This window comes from Micromonospora sp. RTP1Z1 (genome assembly GCF_033804685.1).
Lineage (GTDB): Bacteria > Actinomycetota > Actinomycetes > Mycobacteriales > Micromonosporaceae > Micromonospora.
Window position 1 is genome coordinate 54,461 of sequence record NZ_JAPFQV010000005.1, and the last position, 20,839, is coordinate 75,299.

A 20,839-nucleotide genomic window follows, 5' to 3' on the forward strand; every position below is an offset into this window, starting at 1 on the left:
GTGGGGACGTGACGGTTGCCAAGGAGCAGGCGCTCCGTGCGGTGCGGACGGTGAGCCGGACGGTCGGTCGGTTGACCGCCGGATCCCGGATGACGCCCGGATTCCTGATCGTGGGGGCGCAGCGCTGCGGCACGACCTCGCTGTTCAAGACGCTCGCCCAGCACCCGGGGGTGCTGCCGCCGGCGTACCACAAGGGCGTGCACCACTTCGACACCGACTACCAGCGGGGGATGAACTGGTACCTCGGGCACTTCCCCACCACCGCGAAGGCGGAGGCGGTCCGGGAGCAGGTCGGCGTCCGGGGCATCACCGGCGAGTCGAGCCCGTTCTACATGTTCCACCCGCTGGCCGGCGCGCGGATCGCCAAGGACCTGCCCGAGGTGCGGCTGCTGGTGCTGCTGCGCGACCCGGTGGAACGGGCGTACTCGGCGCACTCGCACGAGCTGGCCCGGGGCTATGAGCCCGAGTCGTCGTTCGAGCGGGCGCTGGAGCTGGAGGAGGAGCGGACCGCCGGCGAGCGGGAGCGGATGACCGCCGACCCGACGTACCTGAGCCACCACCTCCAGCACAACGCGTACCTGGCCCGGGGGCGGTACGTCGAGCAGCTGGAGCGGCTGGAATCGCTGGTCGGCCGGGAGCGGCTGCACGTGATCGACAGCGACGACTTCTTCGCCGACCCGCGGCCGGCGTTCGACGCGGTCTGCGACTTCCTCGGCCTGCCCCGGTGGGCGGACATCGCCTTCGGCAAGCACAACTCGCGGTCCCGTTCGCCGATGTCGCCAGAGCTGCGGGCCCGGCTGGAGGAGCACTTCGCCCCGTACGACGAGCGGCTGGCCACCTGGTGGGGACGCGTGCCGTCGTGGCGGCGGTGACCCGGACGGACGCCGGTGACGGCCCGGCGGTGACCGCTGAGGTCGCCGGCCCGGCCACGGCGGCCGGCGCGGGCCTGGGCGGCGCGGCCCGGCAGGGCTTCGCCAACCTGGTCGGGGTCGGCATCGCGGCGGTGGCCGGCTTCGGACTGAACATCGTCATCGCCCGGGGCTGGTCGGTCCGGGACGCGGGCATGTTCTTCGCCGCCACGAGCGCGTTCATGATCGCCGTGTCGGCGGCCCGGCTGGGCACCGACGTCGGCACCGTGTACTTCGTCAGCCGGCAGCGCACCCTGGGCCAGCGGGACCGGATCCGGGGCACCATCCTGGCCGGGTTGCTGCCGGTGCTGGTCGTCGGGGCGCTGCTGGCCGTGGTCGGCTGGCTGGTCGCGCCGGCGCTCGCCCGGTTGACCATGCCCGAGGCCGGTCCGGGCGCGGTGACCGCGCTGCGCGTCCTGCTGGCCTTCGTGCCGCTGGCGGCGCTCACCGACTACGCCCTCGCCGCCTGCCGGGGCTTCGGCCAGATGCGTCCGCTGCTCACCGTGGAACGGCTCGGCCGCACCCTGGTGCAGTTCGTCGCGGTCGCCGTGGCCGCCTGGCTCGGCCTCTCCGCCACCCGGGCGCTGCCGCTGGCCTGGGCGGTCCCCTACCTGTTGGCCGCCGCCGTCGCGCTGGTCTGGCTCGGCCGGCTGGTCCGGCGCGCCGAACGCGAGGTCACCCGGCCGGTGCCGGCGGGCGAGCTGGCCGGACCGTTCTGGCGGTTCACCGGGCCGCGGGCGCTGAGCAGCCTGGCCGCCATCATCGTGCAGCGGCTCGACATCGTGCTGCTCAGCGCGCTGCGCGGGCCGGTCGACGCCGCGGTCTACACCGCCGCGACGCGGTTCCTCGCGCTGGGCCAACTCTCCAGCGTGGCGCTGGCCGGCTCGGTGCAGCACCGGATGGCCGCCGCGTTCGCCCGCGAGGACCGGGCCGAGGCGCGGCAGCTCTACCAGGCCGCGACCGGCTGGTTGGTGCTGCTCTCCTGGCCGGCGTACCTGGTCTTCGCCGCCTTCGCCGAGCCGATGCTGGCGCTCTTCGGCACCGGCTACGACATGGGCCGCCGGGTGGTGGTGCTGCTCGCGCTGACCATGCTGGTGGCGACCGGCTGCGGCATGGTCGACATGGTGCTCAACATGGCCGGGCGGACCGCCTGGACCTTCTACAACGCGATGGCCGGCACCGCGGTCAACGTGCTCACCAACGTCGCGCTCATCCCGGTGTACGGAATCGTCGGCGCCGCCCTGGCCTGGACCGCGTCCATCCTGGTCACCAACCTGGTGCCGCTGGCCCAGCTCTGGTGGTCGCTGCGGCTGCACCCGTTCGGGCGCGGCACCCGCACCGCGATGGCCCTGGCCGTCGTCTGTTTCGGCCTCCCGCTGGGACTGGCCAGCCTGCTCGGCGCCTCGGCGCCGGCGCTCGCCCTGGTGACGGCGGTCGGCGCGGCGGCGTACCTGGCCGGTGCCTGGCGCTGGCGGACCACCCTGCACCTCGACGCGCTCCGCGCGCTGCGCCGCGGCAGGAACCGCTCCGGCCGGACGCGGGCCGCACAGTCGTGACCTGCCCCTGCGTACCGATGGGACACCGATGACCAGCAGCACGCCCCTCGCCCCGCACGCCGGCCTCTCCGCCGTGAAGGCCGCGAAACTCGCCGCGGTCGGCCTGGTGGCGGACCGGAAGGAACGCCGCGAGTTGGAGCGGCCGGTCCCCGCCGCCGGCCGGAAGCTGAGCCTCAAGGTGGAGCGGCCGATCTTCATCCTGGGCGCGCCCCGCTCCGGCACCACCTTCCTGGGCAGCTGCGTCGGCGCGCTGCCGGACGTCTCGTACCACTTCGAGCCGCGGCTGACCAAGGCGGTGGCCCGCTGCGTGTACGAGGGCAGCTGGACCCCGCAGCGGGCAGCCCGCTACTTCCGCGGCTACTACGGCGCACTCCTCGCCGCCTCCGGGCACGGCGGACTGCGGTTCGCCGAGAAGGACCCGGAGAACTGCTTCATCGTGCCGTTCCTCACCGAGGTCTTTCCCGACGCGGTCTTCCTGCACGTCTACCGGGACGGTCGGGACGTGGCGGTGTCGCACGCCGAGCAGCCCTGGCTGAACGCCGCCTCCACCGGCACCGGGAAGAGCGGCCGGGGCGGCACCCCGTGGGGAGCGGCGCCTCGGTTCTGGGTCGAACCGGAGCGGCACGAGGAGTTCAGCCGGGTCTCCGACCTGGCCCGCTCGGCCTGGATGTGGCGCCGGTTCACCGGCAGCGCCCTGGCCCAGCTCGCCGAGCTGCCCGCCGAGCGGGTACGCCACCTGCGCTACGAGGACATCGTCACCCGGCCGGCGGAGGCCGCCGAGGTGGTCGCCGACTTCCTCGAGGTCAGCGACCCGGCGGGGCGGCAGGCCCTGCACGCCCGGTTCGGCCAGGCCCGTCCCGGATCGGTCGGCCGCTGGCGGGCCCGGCTCGCCGAGACCGACCTCGCCGACGTCCGGGCCCAGGCTGGGCCGCTGCTGACCGAGCTCGGCTACACCGGGTGAGAGCCGTCGCACCGGTAGAGTGCTTCAGGTCGTCGGGTCACCCCCGGCTCCGCTGACGCGGAACCGCCGGGGCATCGTAGGGCCGGCGACCTTCCTGGGGAGAGGTTGCGGTGGTACGACGATTACGACGGACGATGGCGGTCGTGCTCGCCCTGGCCTGCCTGGCACCAGCGATGGCGGCCTGCGAGTCGGAGCCGGCCCGCAGGACGGAACAGCCGGTGGTGGTGCCACCGCCCACGGTGGAGCCCCGGACGGGCCCGGTGCGGACCACCGGGCGGGGGCCTGAGCCGCCGGAGCAGGGTGCCTGGCTCGGCGCCTGGGTCAAACCGCAGTGGCACAACGCCACCGGGCGGGCCGCGGCGGTCGACGAGTTCAACCGGGCCGCCGGCGGCAAGCTCACCATGGCGCACATGTTCCACCAGTGGAACGAGTCCTTCCCGGGCGCCACGGAGCAGGCGTTCCAGGCCATGGGGAAGCTCCAGATGATCTCCTGGCAGGGTACGGACACCCGGTCGACGGTCAGCGGCACGTACGACTCGCTGATCCGCCAGCGGGCCCAGGACGTCAAGGCGTTCGGACTGCCGGTGCTGCTGCGGTACCGCTGGGAGATGGACCGGCCGAACCTGGCCGCCAGCATCCACTCGCCGGAGGACTACGTCGCCGCCTGGAAGCACATCCGGGGCATCTTCACCGAGGTCGGGGTCACCAACGCGGCGTGGGTGTGGTGCCCGCACGCGGACGGCTTCGCCAAGGACGAGCGGGAGGCCGAGGCGTACTACCCGGGTGACGACCAGGTGGACTGGCTCTGCGCCGACGTCTACCCGGGCCCGGAGTGGGCCAGCTTCAGCAACCGGATGGACCACTTCATGGCCTTCGCCCAGCAGCACCCCCGCCCCGTGGTGATCGGCGAGTTCGGCCTCACCCAGGAGGGCCGGCCCGGGCAGCGGGCCGACTGGCTGCGCGAGGTCCGCCCGTACCTGAAGAAGCACCCGCAGATCAAGGCCGCCCTCTACTTCGCCGCCAAACAGACCACCAAACCGTTGTACGACAGCACGTTCGGCAACGACCCGGAGAGCGCGGCGGTCTTCCGCGAGATGGCCACCGACCCGTACTTCTCCCCACCGCCGCCCGACCTGACCGCCTCGTCGGGGCCACCGCCCACCCCGGCCCGGTGATCGTCACTCGTCTTTTCGTGTGATCCGTACTGACTCGGCGGGCCGGCCCGCCGGATTGCTCGGCCAATATCACGTTCCCGGGTGGACGCGGCGCACCTCGATGCGAGAAGGTGTTGCTTTCACGTCTGTGGTCGGTCGTCCCGGTCGGACGCCTCACGCCGCTCCGATTCGCGGCCCCGATCACAGCTCTCCGACGCGCCTCCGGAGTTGCCTGTGCCTTCCTCGTTACCGAGACACCGCACGGTGTCCCTGATCGGTGCCGCCGTCCTCGGCGTCGCCAGTCTCTTCACGGCCAGCCCCGCGCTCGCCGCCGCCCCGAACCACGACACCGTGGTCGCCGACGTACCGTCCGACAAGACGCCGAGCATCCTCGACGGCAACGTGGTGGCCATCTACGACGCGGGCACGAAGGTAATCGTCGGGGGGTCTTTCACCCAGGCGCAGAACCGTGGTTCCACCACCATCATCAACCGCAAGTACGTGCTGGCCTTCGACAAGGCCACCGGCACCATCGACACCAGCTTCGCCCCGCTGCTGGACAACGAGGTCACCGCGGTGATCGCCGGTCCGACCGCGGGCACGGTGTATGTCGCCGGCAAGTTCAACAGCGTCAACGGCGCCACCAACGGGTTCCGCAAGCTGGCCCTGCTCAACGTCGCGGACGGTTCGCCGGTCGCCGGCTTCAAGAGCACCGGCTTCGACGGCACCATCAACGACATCGCCAAGATCGGTGACCGGCTCCTCGTCGGCGGCATCTTCACCAAGGCCACCGCGACGGACCCGCGCGCCGGTCTCGCCTCGCTGAACGCCACCACCGGCGCCGTGGACAGCTACCTGACCACCGCGCTGACCGAGCACCACAACTGGACCACCGGCAGCACCGGTGCCCAGGCCGGGGTCGGCCCGGAGAAGCTCGCCGTCTCGCCGGACGGCAAGCAGCTGGTCGTCATCGGCAACTTCAAGAAGGCCGACGGCGCGGTGCACGACCAGATCGTGCAGATCAACCTCGGCGACACCTCGGCGACCGTCGCCAACTGGAACACCGACCGGTACGTCCCGGCCTGCCGGTCGCTGTCCTTCGACTCGTACGTGCGGGACGTGCAGTTCTCCCCCGACGGCAAGTACTTCGTCGTGGCGACCACCGGCGCGGCCTACCCGGGCACGCTCTGCGACGCGGCGGCGCGCTGGGAGGCCACCGCCACCGGCGCCGGGCAGCAGCCCACCTGGGTCAACTACAGCGGGGGCGACACCTTCCTCTCCGTCGGCATCAGCGAGGAGGCCGTCTACGTCGGCGGCCACTTCCGCTGGGCCAACAATCCGCTCGGCGCCGACAAGGCCCAGCCGGGCGCCGTCGGCCGGGCCAGCATCGCCGCCCTCGACCCGGTGAGCGGCCTGCCGCTCGCCTGGAACCCGGGCCGGCACCCGCGCGGGTACGGCGTCACCGAGCTGCTGGTCACCGATGAGGGTCTCTGGCTCGGCAGCGACGAGGACTACATCGGCAACCGCCAGTACATGCGGCGGAAGATCGCCTTCTTCCCGCTGACCGGCGGCAACGCCCCGCACTCCACGGCCACCAACAGCCTGCCCGGCAACGTCTACCAGGCGGGCCAGTCGAAGCCGACCACGGTGCTCTACCGGGTCAACGCCGGTGGGGCGCAGGTGGCCGCAATCGACGGCGGCCCGGCGTGGGCGGCCGACACGGTCGCCACCCCGAGCAAGAACCACAACACCGGCAGCAACATCAACACGTACGCCACGCCGGCCACCCTGGATTCGACAGTGCCGTCCAGCACCCCGGTCAGCGTGTTCAGCAGCGAGCGCTGGGACCCGACCACCGCGCCCGAGATGCAGTGGGACTTCCCGGTCCCGGCTGGCGCCCAGATCGGTGTGCGGCTCTATCTGGCCAACCGGTACCCGACAACCGGCACGGTCGGCAAGCGGATCTTCAACGTGAGCATCGACGGGGTGCTGAAGCTGGACCGCTTCGACCCGGTCGCCGCCACCGGCGGCACGGACCGGGGAACCATGCGGTCGTTCGCGATGATCAGCGACGGCAACGTGGACATCGACTTCGGCCACGTCGTCGAGAACCCGCTGGTCCAGGCGATCGAGATCGTGCAGACCGCGCCGGCGCCGACCGCGGCCGACGTGCTGTACCGGGTCAACGCGGGCGGGCCCGCGGTGGCCGCGCCGAGCGGCCCTGCCTGGGCGACCGACACCGTCGCCGCCCCGAGCCCGTACCACAACGTCGGCAGCAGCACGAAGGGCTACAGCACCCTGGCGGCCCTGGACGCCACGGTGCCGGCCGGCACCCCGGCGTCGCTGTACAGCGATGAGCGGTGGGACCCGAGCACCGCGCCCGACCTGCAGTGGGACTTCCCGGTCCCGGCGGGGCAGCAGGTCCAGGTGCGGCTCTACCTGGCCAACCGGTACACCGGCACCAGCACCGCCGGCAAGCGGATCTTCGACGTCAGCATCGACGGCCTGGTCCGGCTGAACGACTTCGACCCGGTGGTCGGGGCCGGCGGGACCAACCGGGGCACGATGCGCGCCTACACCATCACCAGCGACGGCAACGTCGACGTCGACTTCGGTCGGGTCGTGGAGAACCCGCTCGTGCAGGCCATCGAGCTGGTCAAGGTGGCGCCGCTGCCCACCGCGGCCGAGCTGAACAGCGTCACCAAGCGGTCGTACGACGGCGCCTCGGCGGTCGGCGCGGCGAGCGCGGTCGCCAACTCCGACGGCACCGCCTGGTCGTCCGCCAAGGGCGGCTTCTGGGTCGGTGGCACGTTCTACTACGGCCTGAACGGCTCGCTCTACCAGCGCTCCTTCGACGGCGACACCTTCGGTGCGGCGAGCAAGGTCGACCCGTACCACGACGCCACCTGGGACACGGTGCAGACCGGGTCCGCCAAGCCCGGAGAGTCGCAGACGTACGCCGGCTCCGCGTCGAACTTCTACGCGGAGATCCCGAACGTGACCGGCATGTTCTACAAGGGCGGGCGGCTCTACTACACCCTCGCCGGGCAGAGCAGCCTCTTCTGGCGCTGGTTCACCCCGGACACCGGCACGGTCGGCGCCGAACGCTTCACCTACATGACCTCGACGTTCTTCGCCGGGGCCGGTGGGGTCTTCTACGCGGACGACAAGCTCTACGTGGTCCGGCAGAGCAGCGGCAACCTGGAGAAGATGGCCTGGCCGTCGGATCCGTCGTCGCCGCAGTTCTCCGCGACGGTCAGCGGCCCGGGTGTGGACGGTGTCGACTGGCGCGGCGCGGCGGTCTTCGTCGGCCCGTGATCTGACGCGCGACAACAGCGATGGCCCGGCCGGTATCGGCCGGGCCATCGCCCTTTCCGGGCCCGGGCGCGTCGCGCCCGGGCCGTCGTCGTCTGCGGCACCCGGCACGGCTCGCGCCCGGGTGGTCGGCTCAGGCCCGGGTCGGCGCGTGCTGCCCGGCCCAGACCCGCATCAGGTCCCGGACCGAGATCACCCCGGCCACCTCCCGGCCGTCCAGCACCACCAGGTGCCGGAATCCGCCGCGGGCCATGGCTGCGGCGGCCTCCTCCACCGTCCAGTCCGGGCCGGCATAGACCACGTCCCAGGTCAGGTGGGCCCCGGTGCGTTCAACGTCGCAGTCCAATCCCGCGCCGATCGCGTTGAGCACGTCGCGCTCCGTCATGATCCCGATCCCCTCGGAGTCCGGATCGATCACCACCGCCGACCCGACACCGCGGGCCGACATCATCCGGGCCGCCTGGCGGAGCGTGTGCTCCGGGCCGACCACGAGAATCTCACTGGACATCGCTTCCCGAACCTGCATCACGCATCACTCCTGTGGGACGGCGGCACCGGTACGGACATGGTGGGCCCTCGATGCGTACCGGGACAAGACCGGGCATCGCCGGAAACGGTCCGGGCTCGCTACTGTCGTCAGGTGCCCACCGAGCCTCTCCGCTGCGCTGGCGCGCTGATCGTGGACGACGACGGCCGCATCTTCATTCAGCGCCGATCCCCCCAGCGGCGCCTCTTTCCCAACGTCTGGGACATCGTCGGCGGCCACCTCGAACCCGGCGAGGAGGTCGACGACGCGCTGCGCCGGGAGGTCGCCGAGGAGACCGGCTGGAGCGTGTCGCACGTGCTCGGCCTGGTCGGCGAGTACCGGTACACCGGTGACGACGGCCTGGAGCGGCTGGAGACCGACTTCCTGGTCCGGGTCGACGGCGACCTCACCCGACCTCGGCTGGAACAGGGGAAGCACACCGAGTTCCGCTGGCTGGCGGAGGAGGATCTGGCGCTGCTCGACGAGCACCGCGACGTCAACGACGGCCTGATCCGGCGGGTCGCCGAGAACGCTTTCGCCGCGCTGCACTCGATAGGTCTGTGAGCGACGGCGTCGAGCTGGCGCCGCACCGGTTCGCCGGGCTGGTCGCCCCGGCGGTCGACCGGGCCTTCGTCGCCGGCATGCTCGCCGGCCGCGACGGTGGCGGCGCCGAGCTGAGCTCACGGTACGGCGGACCGGCCGCGACCGGCTTCCTGGTCGAGTTCCGGACCCGGCTGGCCGCGCCCGGCGCGACGGTGGACGGGCCGGGCTTCGCGGCGGTGACCCGCTACCGGGATCCGGCCTCCTGTCGGCGGGCGCTGGACAAGCAGGTCGCCCACGGGATGCTCCACCGGGTGTTCGACGGGGGCTTCTGCGCCACCGAGCGCGGGCTCGCCTTCCTCGCCGAGATCTACCAGGTGCACGCCGAGGTGACCGAGGAGCTGTGGGCCGGCCACGACGACCGGGTGGTCCGCCTGGTGGAGGCGCTCGGCCGGCTGCTCGCGTGCGCCCTGGTGCTGGCCGACCCGGACCCGACGGGAGCGGGTTCGGCCTTCGGCGCGATGGCGCCGCCGTACGAGCCGGAGGGCACGCCGCCGGGGGTGCTGCTGCTCAACCGGCTGGGCACGCTGCGTTACCACCGGGCGGACGCGCACGCGGCGGCGTGGACGGCGGCGGGGCACACCGCGGCGAGCATCGAGGAGCTGCCGTCCGGGGCGGAGCGGCTGGCGATCGACCTGGAGACCGACCGCCGGGCCGCCGGGCCGTACGTCGTGCTGACCGCGGAGGAGCGGTTGGCGATGCTCGCCGACCTGGCGGCCCTGCCGGGCTGAACCACGGCTGGCGGCAGCGGCGAAGTCACCCGGCGCTATCCTCCACCGGTGACCCGGAGTCGTACGGAGGAGGATGCCGGCATGATCGGGATGGTGCTCGCGGCCGGTGCGGGGCGCCGACTGCGCCCGTACACCGACACCCTGCCCAAGGCGTTGGTACCGGTGGACGGTGAGATCACCATCCTGGACATCGCGCTGCGCAACCTCGCGGAGGTCGGGCTGACCGAGGTGGTGATCGTGGTCGGCTACGCGGCCGACGCGGTCGTCCAGCGGCAGGCCGCCCTGGAGCAGAAGTACGGCGTGACGATCAACCTGGTGCACAACGACAAGGCCGAGGAGTGGAACAACGCCTACTCGCTCTGGCTGGCCCGGGAGCACTTCGCCCGGGGCGTGCTGCTGGTCAACGGCGACACCGTGCACCCGGTGAGCGTGGAGAAGACCCTGCTGGCCGAGCGCGGCCCGGGCATCCTGCTGGCCATCGACAACATCAAGGCGCTGGCCGAGGAGGAGATGAAGACCATCTTCGACGCCGCCGGCCAGCTCACCCGGATCACCAAGGTGATGGACCCGGGCGAGGCGTACGGGGAGTACATCGGCGCGACGCTGATCGAGCCGCAGGTGGCCGACGCGCTCGCCGACGCGTTGGAGGCGACCTGGCGACGCGACCCGAACCTCTACTACGAGGACGGCTACCAGGAGTTCGCCGACCGGGGTGGCGAGGTGCGGGCGGCGCCGATCGGCGACGTCTCCTGGGTCGAGGTCGACAACCACGCCGACCTGGCCCGGGCGCGGGAGATCGCGTGCCGCTACTAGCCCGGACGATCCTCACCCCGCTGCACATCGACGTGCGGCGGGGCGCGGTGGCCGACCTGGCGGCGATCCTGGTCGACGGGCGGATCTCCGCCGGGGGCGACGTGGCGGTGGTGGTCGGGCCGGGCCAGGGCGAGCAGATCGCCGAGCTGATCCGGCCGTCGCTGCGCTCGGCGGACGTGTTCACCGTGGCCGGCGGCACCCTGGACGCCGCCGACGATTTGGGCGCGAAGCTCCGCGCCCGGTCGTACGACGCGGTGGTGGGGATCGGCGGCGGCAAGACCATCGACGTGGCGAAGTACGCCGCCACCCGGCGCGGCCTGCCCATGGTGACCGTGGCGACCAGCCTGGCCAACGACGGCATCGCCTCCCCGGTGGCCAGCCTGATCACCGGCGGGATCAAGGGCTCCTACGGGGTGCACATCCCGATCGCGGTGATCGTCGACCTGGACTTCGTCGAGGCCGGCCCGGAGCGGCACAACCGGGCGGGCATCGGCGACGTGGTGAGCAACATCAGCGCGCTGGCCGACTGGGAGCTGGCCCGGCAGGTGCGCGGCGAGCCGGTCGACGGGTTGGCCGCCTCGCTGGCCCGGATGGGCGCCGAGGCGGTGCTCGCCCACCGCGGCGACATGACCGACGACGCGTTCGTCACCGTGCTCGCCGAGGCGCTGATCTCCAGCGGGCTGGCGATGGCGGTCTGCGGCACCAGCCGCCCGTCCAGCGGCGGCTGCCACGAGATCATGCACGCCATCGACTCGCTGTTCCCCGGCACCGCCTCGCACGGCGAGCTGGCCGGGCTGGGTGCGCTCTTCTGCACCTTCCTGCGGGGCGACCACCGGCGCTTCGCCGAGATGTCGGCCTGCCTGGCCCGGCACGGCCTGCCCCGGCTCCCCGCCGACGTGGGGTTGACCGACGACCAGTTCGTGGAGGCCGTGCAGTTCGCCCCGGCCACCCGGCCGGACCGGTACACCATCCTCGAACACCTCGCGATGTCGCCTACCGAGACGCGGGAGCGGCTGGCAGACTACGCCGGTGCACTCCGCGACCACCTTGACTGAGCCGTCCCGCCCCACCGTCGCCGACTTCCACCGGGTCAACCGGGGCGGCGGCCTGTTCAGCGAGTCGGTCAGCCAGTGGCTGGGCGCCGTCTTCGCGCTGATCGCCCAGCGGCTCGGGCTGCGCCCGACCGCGCTGACCATCGCCAACCTGCTGCTCGGCCTGGCCGCCTCGGTGACCGTGGTCGCGCTGGCCGACCGGGTCGCCGCCGGGTCCGTCCCGGCCTGGGTCGTCGGGCTGGTCGCCCTGGTCGGCTGGCAGGTCGCGTACGCCCTGGACTGCGCGGACGGGCAGCTCGCCCGGGTGACCGGGCAGGGCAGCGCGGCCGGCGCGCGGGTGGACGTGCTCTGCGACGTGGCGGCCCAGATCGCTCTGGTCACGGCCCTCGGGGCGACCGCCGTGGCGCAGCGCCCGTCGACGCCGACCTGGCTGGTGGCGGTCTTCGCCGGCACCTGGATGGTCAACCTGGTGACCTCGGTGATGCAGGCCGGCCCGAACGCGGCCAGCATGGTCACCTCGACCTCGCTGCCGGTGCGCCTGGTGAAGCTGGTCCGCGACTACGGCGCGGTGATCTTCCTGGCCGGCCTGGTGCTGGCCTTCGCCCCGGCCCTGACGCTCTGGGTGATCGTCGCCTTCACCATCGTCAACGGCGGCTTCCTGCTGGCCAGCATCGCCTTCTCCGCCCGCGCCTCCCTCCCCTGACCGCGCCCCGCCCCGCGCCGCGACGCCCGGTGCCCGGTGCCCGCACTTTCAGGGAAAGAGTGGCTATCGCACGCCGGACAGCCACTCTTTCCGTGAATTTGGGCGCGGTCAGCGGGGAGGGCGCGGGGTGTGGGGGGTGCGGGAGACGGCGGCGTAGATGTCGATGAGCTGCTTGGTGACCACGTCGGGGTGGAAGGTGCGCTCGTAGCGGGCGCGGGCCGCGGCAGCCAGCGCGGCGGCGCCGGCCCGGGCCACGGGTAGGGCGGCGGCCAGCGCGGCCGGCTCCGGGGCCACCACCCAGCCCGCCTCGCCAAGCTCCACCCCGGCCGGCAGGGCCACCCGGCCCTCTCCGGGGGCGGCGGAGGCGACGGCGGCGGGGCCGGTGCCGGCGGGCTCGCGCGGGGTGTCCGCGCCGACCAGGTACGGGATGCCGCCGAGCGCGGTGCCGAGCACCGGGCGACCGCTGGCCAGCGCTTCGATGATCACGGTGGGCAGCACGTCGTGCCAGGTGGAGGTCGCCAGCACCACCGCGCTGCCGTCCAGGGCGGCGCGTACGCCGGCGCGGTCCAGCGGGCCGAGGAAGGTGACGTCGGCGCGTTCGGCGGCCGCCGCCTCGACCAGCGGGCGCAGCTCGCCGTCCCCGGCGATCCGCAGCGGGCCGAGCGCGCCGTCCGGGTGCCGTCGCCACGCGTCGAGCAGCAGGTCCAGCCCCTTCTCCGGGGAGAGCCGGCCGAGGAAGAGGAAACCCTCCCCGAGCGGGGCGGGCGCCCCCGGGTCGGGGATGGCGTTCGGCTTGACCACGATCCGCTCGTCCGGGATGCCGTAGTCGCGCAGGTGGTCGGCGACCGCCGTGGTGAGCGCGATGAACCGGTCGACGGACTTCCAGGTCGGGCGGTGCACGGCGAGGGTGGTGGCCATCAGCGCGCTCTGCGCCCGCGACCCCCGGTAGCAGCGGTGCACGATCGCCGGCACACCCAGCGCCCGGCCGCGGCAGTCCTGGCAGATCATGCCGTCCCGGAAGTACAGCCCGGAGGAGCAGACCTGCCGGTAGTTGTGCACCGTCTGCACCACCGGCACGCCGTGCCGGTGCGCGGTCCGCACCACCCAGGGCGAGAGCAGCGGGTACGGGTTGTGCAGGTGCAGCACGTCCGGCCGGTGCTCGGTGAGCAGGCGGCTCAGCTCCTGCTGGGCCTTCGGGGCGTAGATGGGCGAGATCGGCAGCAGCGCCTTCGCCGCCTTCGGCATCGTCGGGATCTCGTCGGAGCTGCGGAGGAACGGCAGCACCTCCACCCCCGCCGCGGTGAGCTGGGCGATCTCCGCGTCGACGATGGTGTTCTCGCCGGAGGGCTGGGCCTCCCGGTACCGGTTGTGCGCCACCACGATTCTCACGGAGCTTGCCTCTCGTTCGCGACTGTGCCGCTCTCTGCTCGCGGCTGCGGGGCCGCAAGCCCACTCCTCGCGCTCGCGCGGGGAGTCGCGAGCTCGTTCCTCGCGCTCGCGCGGGGAGTCGCGAGCTCGTTCCTCGCGCTCACGGGAAAGAAGGTTACCGTTGTACGGTGCCCGAACTACCGGAGGTGGAAGCGCTCGCCGGATACCTGCGCGAGCGCGCGGTGGGGCGGCGGGTCGACCGGGTCGAGGTCGCCGCGATCAGCGCCCTGAAGACGTACGACCCGACGCCGAGCGCGGTGTCCGGCCGGGCGGTGGTGGACGCCGGCCGGCACGGCAAGTTCCTCGACGTGGTCTTCGACGGCGGCGTGCGCCTGGTGGTGCACCTGGCCCGGGCCGGCTGGTTGCACTACCGGGAGGCCTTCCCGTCCACGGCGCCGCTGCGCCCGGGCAAGGGCCCGATCGCCCTGCGGGCACGCCTCGACGACGGCTCCGGCTTCGACCTGACCGAGGCCGGCACCCAGAAGAAGCTGGCCGCGTATCTGGTGACCGATCCGGCGCAGGTGCCCGGGGTGTCGAAGCTGGGTCCGGACGCGCTCCGCGCCGACCTGGCCACCTTCGCCGAGCGGATGCGTAGCCGGCGCGGCCAGGTGAAGGGGGTGCTGACCGACCAGGCGGTACTGGCCGGGGTCGGCAACGCGTACTCGGACGAGATCCTGCACGCCGCGAAGCTGTCGCCGTTCGCGCTCACCGACCGGTTGACCGACGACCAGCTGGCCACCCTGCACGCGGCGACCCGGACGGTGCTCGGCGACGCGGTCCGTCGCTCGATGGGCCAGCGGGCCGCCGAGCTGAAGGGCGAGAAGCGCTCCGGCCTGAAGGTGCACGCCCGGACCGGGCTGCCGTGTCCGGTCTGCGGGGACACCGTGCGGGATGTCTCCTTCGCCGACTCCAGCCTCCAGTACTGCCCCACCTGCCAGACCGGGGGCAAGCCGCTCGCTGACCGTCGGTTGTCCCGGCTCGTACGGTGAGTAACGACACCTCCCGATTACGGAGAGGAATCGGCCGGAGCGCGTCGAACCTCCCGGTCCGCGGCTCTACCGGGCCCACCATCCATCGGTATAGTGGCTCGGTCCCCGGCTTCGAAACTGGTGCGGAGCCGGCCGGATCCCAAGCTGGCACCACCGGGCGGGTCGTCCTTCGGGTCGCTGTCCGGCCCGGAGCCCGCGTGGGAGACTGGAACGGTGGGCGACCCGAGCCCTCACGGCGAGTGAGGGCGCGTGTCATGCGGGAGGACATGGGTTGAGGTGACGACAAGCCTCCAGCGCCCGGTAACCAACACAGGCCGGAGCAAAAGCGTGCGGCACGTCGACAGCTTCGAGATCCAGCCGCCGACTCCGCCGTCGCACAACGGCGTACCCCGGTCGGCGTGGGCCCGCGCCCGCCGCCGCGTCTCCCGCTGGCACCGCCCCTACATCGCGATGCTGCTGCTGCTCGACTTCGGGGCGGCGGCGCTGGCCAGTTGGATCGCGGTCCAGACCTTCGACCAGGCCGCCTCGGGCTTCCAGGATGCCGAGGAATCCTGGTTCTACACCGTGGCGTTCCTGCTGCTCCCGCTCGGTTGGTTGATCATCCTGTGGGGCAATCGGGCCTACGACCGGCGGTACCTCGGCCTCGGGCCGGACGAGTTCAAGCGGGTGATCCGGGCCGGGGTGGCGGTGGCCGCGACGGTCTCCTTCATCGCCTTCGCCACGAGGACCCTGCTGTCCCGGTGGTCGGTCGGGTTCGCCCTGCTCGGAGCCCTGCTGCTGATCCTGCTGGCCCGGTTCGTGGCCCGGTTCGTGCTGCACATGATCCGGCGACGCATGGGCCATGCCGGACACCGGATGGTGCTGGTCGGCACCCTGCCGGAGGCGCTGGAGGTCTACACCGCGGTCACCCGCAACCCGGGCTCCGGCCTGGTGCCGGTGGCCATCCACCTCACCGACGGCTACGCCGCCGCCCGGGGCATCGAGACCCCGGTGCCGGTCTACGCAGGCCGGGACGTGCTCGCCCTGGTCCGCGAGGTCGGCGGGGACACCATCGCTGTCTGCGGCTCGGCCAGCGCCGAGCCGGGCGAGCTGCGCCGGCTGGCCTGGCAGCTGGAGGGTTCCGGGGTGGATCTGGTGGTCGCCCCCCAGCTCACCGACATCGCCGGTCCCCGGGTGCACATCCGGCCGATCGAGGGCCTGCCGCTGCTGCACGTCGAGGAGCCGACCCTGTCGGGCCCGGCGCTGCTGGTCAAGAGCCTGCTGGACCGGGTCGCCGCCGGGCTGGGCCTGCTGCTGCTGGCCCCGCTCTTCCTCGCCGTCGCTGTCGCGATCCGGATCTCCGACCGGGGGCCGGTCTTCTTCCGCCAGGCCCGGGTCGGCCACGAGGGGCGGACCATCCGGGTCTGGAAGTTCCGCACCATGTACGTCGACGCCGAGGAGCGACTGGCCGGCCTGGTCGACCAGAACGAGACCGACGGCATGCTGTTCAAGATGAAGCAGGACCCCCGGGTCTTCCCGGTGGGCCGCTTCCTGCGCGCCTCCTCGCTGGACGAACTGCCGCAGCTGATCAACGTGCTCCGGGGCGAGATGTCCCTGGTCGGGCCGCGTCCGCTGCCCGCCGACGACGGTGACTTCCTCGGCGACGTGCGCCGCCGGCTGCTGGTCCGGCCGGGCATGACCGGGCTGTGGCAGGTCTCCGGCCGCTCCGAACTCTCCTGGGACGAGGCGGTCCGGCTGGACCTCTACTACGTCGACAACTGGTCGCTGGCGTACGACCTGAGCATCCTGTGGCGCACGGTGGGCGTGGTGCTGGCCCGCAAGGGCGCGTACTGACCCGCTTGGCGTAACGGCCGCCACCCGTCAGGATCGCTGCGTGGCTGCCAACCTCTCCGCCGTGTTCGGCGTCGTCTCACTGGTCACCGCGCTGGCCGCGGCGCTCTGGGCGGTGCTGCGGGTGCGCGCCCGGCGGGGCATCGCCACGGCGACCCAGCGGGCCACGTACGAGGTGCTGCACACCGCCGGACTCGCCGCCGAGCCGCTGCGGGCGGGGCTGAGCGCGGGCGCGGCGAAGGCCGTACGTCATCTGCGGGCCCTGGTGGGTGCGGCCGGGCTGGCCCTGACGGACCGGGACGTGCTGCTCGCCCTCGACGGGCGCGGCGCGCACCACGGTGACCAGCTGCTCGCGGCGGCCCGGCGGGCGGCCGCGGCCGGCCGGTCGACGGTGCTGCGCGAGTCGGAACTGCACTGCGATCTGGTGGACTGCCCGGTACGCGGCGCGGTGGTGGCCCCGCTGAGCGCGGACGGCCGGGTGGTCGGGGCGTTGGTCGCGATCGCCGACGGACAGCCGGCGCCCGGGCTGGTGCAGGCCACCCTGGAGACCGCGCACTGGGCGGGCGACCAGCTCGCCCTGGCCGAGCTGGACTCGTCCCGGGAGCGGCTGGCCCGGGCCGAGGTACGCGCGCTGCGCGCCCAGATCAGCCCGCACTTCATCTACAACGCGCTGACCGCGATCGGCTCGTTCGTCCGGACCGACCCGGAGCGGGCCCGGGAGCTGATCCTGGAGTTCGCCGAGTTCACCCGCTACTCGTTCCGGGCGCACGGCGAGTTCACCACCCTCGCCGAAGAGCTGCGCTCGATCGACCGCTACCTGACCATCGAGCGGGCCCGGTTCGGTGACCGCCTCCAGGTGCGGTTGCAGATCGCCCCGGAGGTGCTGCCGGTGACCCTGCCGTTCCTCTGCCTCCAGCCGCTGGTGGAGAACGCCGTCCGGCACGGGTTGTCCCGCAAGCCGGGCACCGGCATGGTGAGCATCGAGGCCCGGGACGCGGGCGCCGAATGCCACATCACGGTGGAGGACGACGGAGTGGGGATGGATCCGACGACGCTGACCGCCGGCATCGCCGAGCTGGCCGGCGCCGGCAGCGACCCGACCGACGACGCGGGCCAGCACGTCGGCCTCTCCAACGTGGACGAGCGGCTCCGGTCGGCGTTCGGGGACCGGTTCGGCCTGGTCGTCGAGACGGGCCTCGGCTCGGGTACGAAGGTGAGCATGCGGGTGCCGAAGTTCCACCCCGGCGTACGGGCCGGCTCGTGAGCGAGCGGACCGACCGGGCCGGCTTCGTGAGTGAGCGCAGCGAGCGAACGACGGGGTCAGCGCGGTGAACGCATCGGGTTTCCTGAGGGTGCTGGCCGTGGACGACGAGCCGCCGGCCCTGGACGAGCTGGCGTACCACCTGCGGGCCGACCCTCGGGTGGCCCGCCTGCACACGGCCGGGGACGCGACCGAGGCGCTGCGGGTGCTCCGGGACGGCGACGTGGACGTGGTCTTCCTGGACATCCGGATGCCCGGCCTGGACGGGATGGAGCTGGCGCGGGTGTTGCGCCGGTTCGCCCGGCCGCCGGCGATCGTCTTCGTCACCGCGTACGACGACGGCGCGGTGGACGCCTTCGACCTGGGTGCCACCGACTACGTGCGAAAGCCGGTCCGGGCCGAGCGGCTCGCCGAGTCGCTGCGCCGGGTGATCGGCTCGCGGGTGGTGCCGTCGCATCCGGCGGCCCTCGCGCGGGCGGAGGAGGACCCGACCATCCCGATCGAGCTGGCCGGGACGACCCGGATGCTGCCCCGCTCGGCGGTGCGCTGGGTGGAGGCGCAGGGCGACTACGCCCGGCTGCACACCGCGGACGGCTCGCACCTGGTCCGGGTGTCGCTGGCGACCCTGGCGGAGCGCTGGGCGGACGCCGGGTTCGTCCGGATCCACCGGTCCTATCTGGTGCAGTTGAAGCTGATCGCCGAGCTGCGCCTGGTCAACTCCGGCTACGTGGTGGTGATCGACGGGGCCGAGCTGCCGGTGAGCCGCCGGCACACCCGGGAGCTGAAGGACAAGCTGGTCCGAGCGGCGAAACAGGACTGGGGCCGTTGAACCGTAGGGGTCGGCGAGTCGGTCAGGCCACCGCCGGCACCCGGGCGTCGGCCGCGTGCAGGGGCACGTAGTGGTCGAAGAAGAGCGCCTTGACCAGCTCGACCCGGCCGGAGACCCCGAACGCCGTGAACAGCGACATCATGCCGTCCTGCACGGCGTAGGCGGAGATGCCCAGGTCCTGGGCTATCTGGCGGGTGTTGCGCCCCCGGGCGACGGCGCCGAGCAGCCGCCCCTGCCAGGGTTCCAGCCCCAGCGCCAGGATGACGAAGTCGCTCACCTGGTGCGGCCGGATGCGCTGCACGGTGACCGCCACCGCCGTCTCCTGCGGCACCGCGTGGAAGGCGAGCCACCGGCCGTCGTGGTGGACGCCCGACGGGTCGAGCACGCCCGACGCCCGTCCCCTGGTGACGGCCGCGCCCACCTTGGCCAGCTCGGTTGTGTTCAGCAGATGCCGGGCGTCCTCGGTCATGTCGAAGAGCCGGCCGTCGGGCGAGAGGGTCAACGAGCCCGCCAGCGGCGGCTGGCGCCGGGCGGGCGGCACGGGCACGGGCGTCGGACGGACGGCCGGCCGGCCACGTCCCCTGCGCGGCCCCGGTAGACCGAGCCACCGGGAGGCCGCCGGCTCCTCCGGCGGGTCGGGAACGGTCTCGTTCGGCGGCGGAGCCTCCGCGGGCGCGTCTCCGCGGACGAGGCTGCGGTGCAGTGCCACCCCGAGCGGCCGGCTCGCGGGCGCGAGCTGCGCGATGTCCGCGTCGGTGAAGCGGCCCCCGGCCCGGTAGAGCAGCAACGTCCCCCAGGTCCCCTCGCCGTCGTAGCAGGCCAGACGCAGTTCGTCGCCGAGACCGCGCGGCTGGAGCAGGTTGCGGAAGCGCCAACTGGCCGACGGGTCTCCCTGGGTGCTGGCGCCGAGGGTGCCCACCCGGGGCCCCTCCGCCAGGTCGACGATCCGCAGGACGTCCTCCTGGCCGTACTCGTTGGCGAACAGTTCGCGCTCGAACTGCTCGTCGTGCGGGCCGCCGTCCACCACGCAGGACGCCCACATCAACGTGGTCGGATCCAGCACGGCCCAGATCGCCAGGTCGAACCCCACCACGCCGCGCAGCAGCACGCTGGCCTGCCGCCGGAGCGCGACGTGATCGAGCGAGCCGTCGAGGTGCCGGGCGAGCCGCGCCACGTACGGTTCACCGGCGGGGCCGGTGGCGGGCAGCAGGGACAGCGGATCGGGCCACAGGGTGATCCTGGCCCGGTCCGATCCGGCCAGGCCGCCGCTCTCCGCCTCCCCCGCCGAGGGTTCCGACCCGGCCAGCTCGTTCGGATCGTCCTCGGCCGGGCGGTCCAGCGGAACCTGGACGCCGGCCGCGTACGCCAGGGTGACGGCGACCTCGTGGCTGTCCGGACGCTGGGCCGGCTTCTTGAGCAGGCAGCGGTGCACCAGGTCGCGGACGATCGGCGGCAGGCCGGGCACCAGGGGCAGCGGGGCGGGTTCGACGAAGGCGTGCGCCTCCAGCATCTCGGCGTTCGAATTCACCGTCCATGGCAACCGGCCGGCCAGCAACCGGTAGAGGATCACCCCGAGCGCGTAGACGTCGGTGGCCGGACCGACGGGGTCGCCGAAGAGCCGCTCCGGCGCCACGTACTCCGGGGTGCCGCGCAGCTCGTCCCCCTCCCCGTCCAGGTCGCGCTGGCCGGCCACCGCCGCCAGCCCGAAGTCGACCACCTTGGCGCCGGCCGGGGTGAGCATCACGTTGCCCGGCTTCACGTCGCGGTGCACCACCCCGTGCGCGTGCGCGGACGCGAGCGCCGAAGCGATCTCGGCGCAGCCGCGCAGCGCCGACTCGACGGGGAGCGGACCGCGCTTCAGCCGCTCGTGCAGCGAGCGACCCTGCAGGAGTTCCATGACCACGAACGGCACCCGGCTGCCGGCGTCCGTCATCGACTCGCCGTAGTCGTAGACGGCGGCGATGTGCGGGTGGGTCAGCCTGGCGGCAGCCCGGGCCTCGGCCAGCACCCGCTGGCGGGAGTCCGCGTCATGCGCGAACCGGAGGGCGAGCACCTTCACCGCCACCTGCCGGTCCAGGACCTCGTCGAAGCCGCGCCAGACGACGCCCATGCCGCCCTTGCCGATCTGGTTGACCAGCCGGTAGCGGTACCCCAGGATCTCCTCGCCGCCCACGGGTCACAGT

At 73.0% G+C, this 20,839-nt stretch carries 17 protein-coding genes; 14 read left to right on the forward strand and 3 right to left on the reverse strand.

Going from position 1 to position 20,839, the window contains the following annotated elements; all coding sequences use genetic code 11:
• The first annotated feature begins 8 nt into the window (after positions 1 to 8).
• From SLP03_RS04285 to SLP03_RS04305, 5 genes are all read left to right on the forward strand, one after another.
• On the forward strand, positions 9 to 872 hold the full coding sequence (locus SLP03_RS04285; protein WP_319459182.1) for a sulfotransferase family protein: 864 nt from the start codon (positions 9 to 11) through the stop codon (positions 870 to 872).
• Complete coding sequence (locus SLP03_RS04290; RefSeq protein WP_319459183.1) at positions 869 to 2,464, forward strand: polysaccharide biosynthesis C-terminal domain-containing protein; 1,596 nt, start codon at positions 869 to 871, stop codon at positions 2,462 to 2,464. The genes SLP03_RS04285 and SLP03_RS04290 overlap by 4 nt, the downstream gene beginning before the upstream one ends.
• Positions 2,465 to 2,492: 28 nt before the next feature.
• On the forward strand, positions 2,493 to 3,425 hold the full coding sequence (locus SLP03_RS04295; RefSeq protein ID WP_319459184.1) for a sulfotransferase: 933 nt from the start codon (positions 2,493 to 2,495) through the stop codon (positions 3,423 to 3,425).
• A 134-nt stretch (positions 3,426 to 3,559) separates the two neighbouring features.
• Complete coding sequence (locus SLP03_RS04300) at positions 3,560 to 4,600, forward strand: glycoside hydrolase family 26 protein (protein WP_319459185.1); 1,041 nt, start codon at positions 3,560 to 3,562, stop codon at positions 4,598 to 4,600.
• Positions 4,601 to 4,843: 243 nt separating this feature from the next.
• Complete coding sequence (locus tag SLP03_RS04305; RefSeq protein ID WP_319459186.1) at positions 4,844 to 7,897, forward strand: malectin domain-containing carbohydrate-binding protein; 3,054 nt, start codon at positions 4,844 to 4,846, stop codon at positions 7,895 to 7,897.
• A 130-nt stretch (positions 7,898 to 8,027) separates the two neighbouring features.
• On the opposite strand, the gene SLP03_RS04310 is transcribed toward SLP03_RS04305, so the two are convergent.
• Positions 8,028 to 8,420, reverse strand: coding sequence for a cyclic nucleotide-binding/CBS domain-containing protein (locus SLP03_RS04310; protein WP_319459187.1), 393 nt, complete (start codon positions 8,418 to 8,420; stop codon positions 8,028 to 8,030).
• Between the two features lie 114 nt (positions 8,421 to 8,534).
• On the opposite strand from SLP03_RS04310, the gene SLP03_RS04315 reads away from it, so the two are divergent.
• The 5 genes from SLP03_RS04315 (at position 8,535) to SLP03_RS04335 (ending at position 12,319) form a co-directional block, all read left to right on the forward strand.
• The gene (locus tag SLP03_RS04315) at positions 8,535 to 8,984 is read left to right on the forward strand and encodes an NUDIX hydrolase (protein WP_319459188.1); all 450 of its coding nucleotides are present in this window, start codon (positions 8,535 to 8,537) and stop codon (positions 8,982 to 8,984) included.
• Positions 8,981 to 9,751: a hypothetical protein gene (locus tag SLP03_RS04320; protein WP_319459189.1), complete on the forward strand. Its 771-nt coding sequence runs from the start codon at positions 8,981 to 8,983 to the stop codon at positions 9,749 to 9,751. The genes SLP03_RS04315 and SLP03_RS04320 overlap by 4 nt, the downstream gene beginning before the upstream one ends.
• Positions 9,752 to 9,832: 81 nt before the next feature.
• Entirely contained in the window at positions 9,833 to 10,564 is a 732-nt protein-coding gene (locus SLP03_RS04325) for a phosphocholine cytidylyltransferase family protein (protein WP_319459277.1), read from the forward strand.
• Positions 10,552 to 11,619 (forward strand): iron-containing alcohol dehydrogenase family protein, encoded by a 1,068-nt coding sequence (locus tag SLP03_RS04330; protein ID WP_319459190.1) that lies wholly within the window; start codon positions 10,552 to 10,554, stop codon positions 11,617 to 11,619. The genes SLP03_RS04325 and SLP03_RS04330 overlap by 13 nt, the downstream gene beginning before the upstream one ends.
• Positions 11,594 to 12,319 (forward strand): CDP-alcohol phosphatidyltransferase family protein, encoded by a 726-nt coding sequence (locus tag SLP03_RS04335; RefSeq protein WP_319459191.1) that lies wholly within the window; start codon positions 11,594 to 11,596, stop codon positions 12,317 to 12,319. The genes SLP03_RS04330 and SLP03_RS04335 overlap by 26 nt, the downstream gene beginning before the upstream one ends.
• A gap of 108 nt (positions 12,320 to 12,427) precedes the next feature.
• Here the strand turns inward: SLP03_RS04335 and SLP03_RS04340 are convergent, their stop codons facing one another.
• Entirely contained in the window at positions 12,428 to 13,708 is a 1,281-nt protein-coding gene (locus SLP03_RS04340; RefSeq protein WP_319459192.1) for a glycosyltransferase, read from the reverse strand.
• A gap of 167 nt (positions 13,709 to 13,875) precedes the next feature.
• Here SLP03_RS04340 and SLP03_RS04345 point away from each other — a divergent pair, with 167 nt between their 5' ends.
• The 4 genes from SLP03_RS04345 (at position 13,876) to SLP03_RS04360 (ending at position 18,656) form a co-directional block, all read left to right on the forward strand.
• A complete protein-coding gene (locus SLP03_RS04345) occupies positions 13,876 to 14,736 on the forward strand; it encodes an Fpg/Nei family DNA glycosylase (RefSeq protein ID WP_319459193.1) in 861 nt (286 codons plus the stop codon).
• A gap of 327 nt (positions 14,737 to 15,063) precedes the next feature.
• Positions 15,064 to 16,569 (forward strand): sugar transferase, encoded by a 1,506-nt coding sequence (locus tag SLP03_RS04350; RefSeq protein ID WP_319459194.1) that lies wholly within the window; start codon positions 15,064 to 15,066, stop codon positions 16,567 to 16,569.
• 40 nt (positions 16,570 to 16,609) lie between these two features.
• Positions 16,610 to 17,830 carry a sensor histidine kinase gene (locus SLP03_RS04355; protein WP_319459195.1) on the forward strand — a complete coding sequence of 407 codons (1,221 nt, stop codon included), beginning with the start codon at positions 16,610 to 16,612 and terminating at the stop codon, positions 17,828 to 17,830.
• A 64-nt stretch (positions 17,831 to 17,894) separates the two neighbouring features.
• Positions 17,895 to 18,656, forward strand: coding sequence for a LytTR family DNA-binding domain-containing protein (locus SLP03_RS04360; protein ID WP_319459196.1), 762 nt, complete (start codon positions 17,895 to 17,897; stop codon positions 18,654 to 18,656).
• Between the two features lie 22 nt (positions 18,657 to 18,678).
• Here SLP03_RS04360 and SLP03_RS04365 read toward each other — a convergent pair whose 3' ends face one another.
• A complete protein-coding gene (locus SLP03_RS04365) occupies positions 18,679 to 20,829 on the reverse strand; it encodes a protein kinase domain-containing protein (protein WP_319459197.1) in 2,151 nt (716 codons plus the stop codon).
• Positions 20,830 to 20,839: the final 10 nt, after the last annotated feature.